1 protein-coding gene is annotated in these 361 nt (G+C 61.8%); it reads right to left on the reverse strand.

The window, feature by feature from the left end; genetic code table 11:
* Nucleotides 1-361 (reverse strand): acetyl-coenzyme A synthetase N-terminal domain-containing protein (locus tag MWU54_RS18665; protein ID WP_247086767.1); only part of this gene is annotated, 361 nt, incomplete at both ends.

The raw sequence follows: 361 nt of genomic DNA on the forward strand, positions 1-361 counted from the left end.
GCGGCTTCGGGGATCATCGGCAGGTAGATCACCACCCGGTCGCCTTTGCGCACGCCCAGCGTCTCAAGGATGTTGGCCATCTTGCAGACGCTGCGGTGCAGGTCGCGGTAGGTGATGTGCTTGGCATCCTCATTGGGATCGTCAGGCTCAAAGATGATGGCGGTCTGGTCGCCGCGGGTCTCCAGATGCCGGTCGACACAATTCGCCGCCACGTTCAGCGTGCCATCGGCGTACCAGTTGATCTTGACCTGGCCGAGGGTAAAATCGACATCCTTGATCTGGCTCGGCGCCTTGATCCAGTCCACCCGCTGCGCTTGCTCGGCCCAGAACCCCTCGTTGTCAGACACCGACCGCGCATACA

It is taken from the genome of Marivita sp. S6314 (assembly GCF_023015985.1).
GTDB lineage: Bacteria > Pseudomonadota > Alphaproteobacteria > Rhodobacterales > Rhodobacteraceae > Marivita.